This window comes from Streptomyces sp. WM6372 (genome assembly GCF_001279655.1).
Classification (GTDB): Bacteria; Actinomycetota; Actinomycetes; order Streptomycetales; family Streptomycetaceae; genus Streptomyces.
This window is the reverse complement of the sequence record NZ_LGDB01000079.1, coordinates 1-1,444: the sequence shown is the minus strand read 5'-3', so window position 1 is coordinate 1,444 and position 1,444 is coordinate 1. Positions and strand designations below refer to the sequence as shown.

Genomic DNA, 1,444 nt, shown 5'->3' with positions numbered 1-1,444 from the left:
GGCGTCCCGTCAGTCCACTGTCCTTCCGTGTCGGGTCGGTCCGTCAAGGGCGCTCCCTGCGGTCGCGTCGCTTCGCGATGGCCTTCGGCCACCCTTGACCGACCGCCCCGCCCCGGAATGCCATAAGACTGCCGGGAAGCCCCCGAAGGATGGCCGGGAGGTTATCCGACCAGGAGCGGCCGCATCAGGGATGCCGATCGGGACCTTCGTGTTCCTCCGCACCCAGTCCCCCAGGACCACCATGCCCGCCCGGCATGGGCGCGCGGGCAGGGCCAACCTGCACCAAACAGCGGCGAGATGACGATGGGGCCCCAGGACGCGTCAGATCGCTACGCGCTTCTCTCGGCATAGCGTCCGGCGACCGCCTGGGGCTGGACATAAGCCAACCGAGGCGGGCGGATCGTCAGGTGGCGCAGCGCTGGCTGTTGAGTGCTGTCTCGGCACCCTTGTCGTAGCCCGCCTGCCAGTTCGGATCCGCTACGGGCTGCTTCGGCGCCTGCTTCTTGCAGGTCTCAAGGGTGTCCTTGAGACCTAGCTGGAAGCCCGTTCCGTACTGGTTCTCAGCCTGGTTCTTTTCACCGACGCACTCAGTGCGCTCGTTCTGCGCGGGGGTCGGCGCGTTGGCCCACTCGACGACGTAGTTGCCCGCCGGCAGCATTGAGATCGTCGTCGTGCCCTTGTGGATGATTTTCGAGGTGTTGCTTCCCGTCTCCGTCACACGCAGATCGCCGCTGAATCCGGAGACCGCGAGGCTCACGGTGTTCAACGGGCCGGCAGTGGCCGTGCAGGTACCGGTCGGCAGGGTCGGAGAGGCCGCCAGGGCGTGGGCCGCCGGGAGGAGCCCGGCCAAGGAGACGATGAGGGCTCCGACGAGAGCTGGTCGACTGGGTCCGTTCATGGTTCGCACCTCCCCTCTCCATGCTCCGCCCCTGCCTCACCCCTGTCGACCGGACAGCCCGCTGTCGCAGGCCGAGGGCCCTCTGCGCCGGTCGTGGGCGGCTTATGTCCAGCCCCAGGCGGTCGTCGGACGCTGTGCCGAGAGGAGCGCGTAGCGATCTGACGCGTCTGCGGGGCCGGGATGGGCATCTCGCCGCTGTCTGGTGCGGGTTGGCCTGGCGGGTGCCGGAGAAGGGGGTCGGTGCCCTTTGGGGAGTTGGCTGGGCCGGGTGGGAGGTCAGCGTCTCTGAGGGAGCTGGATGTGGACCTGTCCCCCTGACCGTCCTTCGGGGGCTTCCCGACAGTCTTATGGCATTCCGGGGCGGGCCGGGCAGTCAAGGGTGGCCGAAGGCCATCGCGAAGCGACGCGAACGAAGTGAGCGCCCTTGACGGCCCGGACCGCACCGGAAGGACAGTGGACTGTCGGGAAACCCCCGGACTTCCTCCGACGCCGATCGCAGGGACCCCGCCCCCGAAGCCCCGCCCCACTGCTCCCCCACCCCACCCC

General features: G+C 68.9%; 1 protein-coding gene. It reads right to left on the bottom strand.

What is annotated here, in order from left to right:
• Window positions 1-403: 403 nt before the first annotated feature.
• Window positions 404-898 carry a hypothetical protein gene (locus ADK52_RS08045; RefSeq protein WP_147420058.1) on the bottom strand — a complete coding sequence of 165 codons (495 nt, stop codon included), beginning with the start codon at window positions 896-898 and terminating at the stop codon, window positions 404-406.
• Between the last annotated feature and the right edge of the window lie 546 nt (window positions 899-1,444).

What these genes read in the sequence shown, in the direction of transcription:
- ADK52_RS08045 (WP_147420058.1), bottom strand. Translation starts at nt 898, where the DNA reads ATGAACGGACCCAGTCGACCAGCTCTCGTCGGAGCCCTCATCGTCTCC.